Raw genomic sequence first — 4,790 nt, forward strand, 5'->3', positions numbered from 1 at the left:
GATCGTCGGCATGTCGGGATCGGGCTATGCGATCGGGCTGGCGATCGCCTCCTACGAATGGATGGCGGCGCTGACGTTGCTGATCGTCGGCAAATTCTTCCTGCCGATCTTCCTGCGCAACGAGATCTACACGATGCCGCAATTTCTCGAGCGGCGGTACGGCACGCGGATCCGTACGCTGATGGCGATCTTCTGGCTCGCGCTCTATGTGTTCGTGAATCTCACCTCGATCATCTGGCTGGGCTCGATCGCGGTCACCAAGGTCGCCGGCGTCGACCAGAATATCGCGCTCGTGGGTCTCGGCGCGTTCGCGCTGCTCTACCAGATCCGCGGCGGCCTCAAGGCAGTGGCGCTGACCGACATCGTGCAGGTGACGCTGCTCGTGCTCGGCGGGCTGATCATCGCCTGGCTGACGCTGGGCAAGCTCGGCGGCAGCGGCGGGATCGCCGCGGGCTGGCACCGGCTGGCGATGGCGATCCCCGATCACTTCCACATGATCCTCAAGAAGGGCGATCCGCATTATGCCGATCTGCCCGGCCTGTCGGTGCTGATCGGCGGGATGTGGATCGCCAACCTCAGCTATTGGGGGTTCAACCAATATATCATCCAGCGCGCGCTTGCCGCCAAGGACCTGCCCGAGGCGCAGAAGGGGATCATCTTCGCCGCCTTCCTCAAGCTGCTGATGCCGCTGATCATCGTATTGCCGGGGATCGCCGCGGTGCTGCTGGCACCCGGCCTCGCCAAGCCCGACGAGGCCTATCCGACGATGATGCGGTTGCTGCCGACCGGGCTGCTGGGCCTGGTCTTCGCCGCGCTGATCGCCGCGATCATCGCGTCGACCGCCTCCAAGATCAACTCGATCGCGACGATCTTCACGCTCGACATCTATGCCAAGATGCGCCCCGCACGCGGCACCGCTGCCGAGCAAGCCGACGGCCATGGGGTGCGCGAGCAGCATCTCGTCAAGGTCGGGCGGATCGCGGCGGTGGTGGCGATCGTGATCGCGGTGCTGACCGCGCGGCCGCTGGTCGGCAGCTCGGAGCAGGCGTTCCAGTTCATCCAGGAATTCACCGGCTTCTTCACGCCGGGGATCACCGTGATCTTCCTGCTCGGGCTGTTCTGGAAGCGCGCCAACGAGGCCGGCGCGATCGCCGCGGCGATCGCCTCGGTCGCGCTATCCTGGGCATTCAAGCTGGTCTGGTCCTCGCTGCCGTTCATGGACCGGATGGGCGTGGTGTTTTTGATTGCACTCGCGCTCGCCGTAATCGTCTCGCTGGTCACCGCCAGCCGTGCCGACAGCGACACGATCGCGACGCGCGACGTCTCGTTCGCGACCCGCGCGAGCTTCAACATCGGCGCGGTCGCGGTCTGCCTGATCCTGGTCGCGCTGTATGCGACCTGGTGGTGACCATGATGGCCGCATCCACCGACGGATCAGGATCGCGCGTGTCGACGCACCGTCCTGCTCGCTCCGCCAATGAGCAACCGCGGAAAAACCAAACGGCCTGTCCAATTCGCGCTGGTAGAGCCCGCTCGCAAGACTTTGTTCTCAGCGGTTCCTTGCCGCTGCCCGGAACTGGAAGCCGGTTCAGGCTTCCTCGATCAAAGAAAGATGGCCGCGTTCGGTCGCCTCGTCCGCGGGGAACAGACACTCGACCCGGAGTTCCTGCGCGGCAATCGCGGTCGGCGTGCCCACCGTGGCCACCATCGAGAAGTAGCGCAGGACTTGGTTGTCCTTGACGAAGCCGATCGGGATCATCGGCAGGTGGGCGCCGTCGGGTCTGATCGCCGCAGCGGCCGGTGCACCTGGATACGCGAGGAGCTTGTCAACCAGCTGCTGCGCGGCCCTGTCCAGCACGCGCCCTACGGCCTCGCGACGGACACGATCGAGCAGCGAGCGGGCAACCTGATCCCAATCGTGGATGAACGGTCGCAAGCCAGCCGGATCGAAAATCAGTTGCAGGAGATTGCGCGGCCGCGACCACCTGGAGAGGTCCACGAAGCAGCCAAAGAAGCGGGGAGCAGCGGTGTTGGCGGCTAGGACATTCCAGTGCCGGTCCAGCAGGACCGCTGGATATGGCTCCTGCTGCGCGAGCATGCGTCTGACCGCAGCGGTGATCGCGCTCATCTGCGGCGCGTCCCAAGCCTGCTCTGGATAGAGCGGTGCATAACCTGCAGCCAGCAGCAGCGCGTTGCGCTCGCGTAGCGGCACATCCAGCGCCTCGGCCACGGCAAGTAGCTTGTCGCGACCCGGCACACTGCGCCCGCTCTCGATGAAGCTAAGGTGCCGCTGTGACATGTCGGCGTCGAGCGCGGTGTCGAGCTGACTTTTCCCCCGCCGGGCACGCCAATCGCGAAGCAGCTCGCCGAGCTGACAATCGGGATCAACTTCCATCGCGTCAAACCCCCTGGCCAGACGCCCAGATACCGTCGAACCCGCTTGGAAGCTATTACGTCAGACGTAATTGAGCGGGAGATCTGATCGATTATCTGAAGCCTCCGACGGCAACAGACGAGGAAAAAGGTGATGCGCTACACTGAGACATTGCTGGCAAGGAACAAGGACTTCGCCCGCAAGCAAGCCGCCGCCGGCACGCTGATGCCGTCGCTGCCAAAGCAGCTTCCGCACGTGAAGGCCGTGATCATCGGCTGCGCCGATATGCGTGTCGATCCCGCTCAGCTGCTTCAGCTCAAGCCAGGAGAGGCCGTTGTGATGCGCAACATCGGCGGTCGCGTCACACCGGGCCTGCTGCAACAATTAGGCCTGCTCGGCCGCATTGGTGAGGTGGCCCAAGCCATCCCAGGCGGTGGCGGTGAGTTCCACATCGTCGTCCTGCACCACACCGACTGCGGCATCACGCGTCTCGCCAACAACCCCGAGATGCTGGCCGGCTACTTCGAGGTTTCAGAAGCAGAGCTGGCCGAGAAGGCGGTTACCGATCCTGAGGCGGCGGTCGCGGCGGATGTGAAGGCTCTGCGCGCCGTTCCGGCTCTGCCGGCCCAATGGATGATCTCTGGGCAGGTGTACGACGTCGCCACCGGTGCCTTGCGTGTGGTCGTGCCCGCCGCTCCGCTCCGGGCCTGCTAGCGCGCGATTGGCGCCGCCCAAAGACTTCGCGGCGCCGCCGAACTCCTTGACCAAGACCGGACGTTCAACCGCGTTTTCGACCTTTACGAAAGGCAGCCGCTCGTTGACAAGCGGCGTTACCACCACGGCTGGTTTCCGCGATTGGCTCTCGGCTTCTATGTTGGGAGAATGGCTGGGATCAACATCGCGGACATCGAAGCCAACGGGATCATGTTCGATACGGCGATGGCTGCAGCCTGCCGACGCTCAGAGAGTCTCGGCTGACCCGCACCCTGCGACTAGGCGGCGGTGACACCACGACGCCCGCGCCGGTGATCTGGGTGCGACGAGACAGGGACGTGCAATCCCTCGTCTCCCCAATGAACGGCAGCCGATAACTCGCACGAACGAGTTCGGACACCGATCCGTTCATCGGCTGCGTCGCCCTGGCGTATCGCGTCCAGCGATCGACCAGGGCCCAGGGCGGACTGTGGGCACGTTCCCCGTCGCGAACCGTTCCCGCCGGAGCCCCATCGACAGGAACCGCCATGACCAACGATCCGCGCACCAGCCAGCCGACAAGCTTTCCAGGCGAGCCGCAGCAGCCACGCCCCGGCCTCACGGCGAACATGCGCACCAAGCCCGATCACGGCGAAGAAAGCTACGTCGGCAAAGGCCTCCTTCGGGACAAGGTGGCACTCATCACCGGTGGGGATTCGGGGATCGGCCGCGCGGTGGCAATCGCCTACGCCCGCGAAGGCGCGGACGTCGCGATCTCCTATCTCGCCAACGAGCAAGTCGACGCCGAACAGACGCAGGCCTGGGTCGAGAAAGCGGGCCGGCGCTGCCTGCTGCTGCCCGGCGACATTCGCGACCGCGATCATTGCGTGACGCTCGTCGAGCGCACGGTCGCGGAGTTCGGCACGTTGGACGTCCTCGTCAACAATGCCGCCGCGCAGACGATGAACGAGGGGCTCGATAGTATCGACGACGACGAGATGCAGGGCGCCTTCTCCGCTAACGTCTTCGCGATGATCCGCCTTGCCAAGGCGGCGGCGCCGCATATGAAGCCGGGATCGGCAATCGTGAATACGACCAGCGAGCAGGCCAAGGTCGCAGGCAAGAGCATGATCGTCTACGCGGCGACCAAGGGCGCGATCTCGAGCCTGACGGTCGGCCTCTCCAACCTGCTCGCCGCCGACGGCATCCGGGTCAACGCCGTCGCGCCAGGTCCCATCTGGACGCCGATCCAGCCGATCGCCAAATCGCCGGAGGAACTGGAAACACTGGGGCAGGATACCCCGCTTGGCCGCGCGGGTCAGCCGGCCGAACTCGCGCCCGCTTACGTGCTGTTGGCCTCATCGGAGGGCAGCTACATGTCCGGCAACGTCGTTGCCGTGACCGGCGGCGTTCCGGTATCCTGATCGAACGGCGCGTCGCGCGGCTTTGATCCCTTACCGATGAACACGAGACCCACGATGACCATCGAACATCTCGCCCATGACCATGCAGCCCGAGACGCCGCCATCGCGATCAACACCTACACCACTGTGCTGAGACGGCCCCAGGTGCCACACGCGGTGTTCGCACCCTACTGGCGGGACGTGCATGGCCCGCTCTGCTCGCGGGTGCCCGGGCTGGCCTGGTATGTCCAATACCATCTTGACCGCGAGCAAGACGCGCACCTCTGGCCTGCCCAGGAGGGGATCATGCCGTTCTCCGA

General features: G+C 65.0%; 4 protein-coding genes and 1 pseudogene (1 of these 5 running past the window's edge). 4 read left to right on the forward strand and 1 reads right to left on the reverse strand.

Annotated elements, in window-relative coordinates:
• Positions 1 to 1,408 (forward strand): sodium/solute symporter (locus tag Q0326_RS07015; RefSeq protein ID WP_298688559.1); only part of this gene is annotated, 1,408 nt, incomplete at its 5' end.
• 180 nt (positions 1,409 to 1,588) lie between these two features.
• On the opposite strand, the gene Q0326_RS07020 is transcribed toward Q0326_RS07015, so the two are convergent.
• Positions 1,589 to 2,395, reverse strand: coding sequence for a helix-turn-helix transcriptional regulator (locus tag Q0326_RS07020; protein WP_298688561.1), 807 nt, complete (start codon positions 2,393 to 2,395; stop codon positions 1,589 to 1,591).
• A 132-nt stretch (positions 2,396 to 2,527) separates the two neighbouring features.
• On the opposite strand from Q0326_RS07020, the gene Q0326_RS07025 reads away from it, so the two are divergent.
• The 3 genes and pseudogenes from Q0326_RS07025 to Q0326_RS07035 form a co-directional block, all read left to right on the forward strand.
• A complete protein-coding gene (locus tag Q0326_RS07025) occupies positions 2,528 to 3,088 on the forward strand; it encodes a carbonic anhydrase (protein ID WP_298688563.1) in 561 nt (186 codons plus the stop codon).
• Positions 3,089 to 3,615: 527 nt separating this feature from the next.
• The gene (locus Q0326_RS07030) at positions 3,616 to 4,491 is read left to right on the forward strand and encodes an SDR family oxidoreductase (RefSeq protein ID WP_298688565.1); all 876 of its coding nucleotides are present in this window, start codon (positions 3,616 to 3,618) and stop codon (positions 4,489 to 4,491) included.
• Between the two features lie 54 nt (positions 4,492 to 4,545).
• Positions 4,546 to 4,790: pseudogene (locus tag Q0326_RS07035) on the forward strand (hypothetical protein); it runs 697 nt beyond the window's last position.

The sequence above is a fragment of the uncultured Sphingomonas sp. genome, from assembly GCF_937859915.1.
Taxonomy (GTDB): domain Bacteria; phylum Pseudomonadota; class Alphaproteobacteria; order Sphingomonadales; family Sphingomonadaceae; genus Solisphingomonas.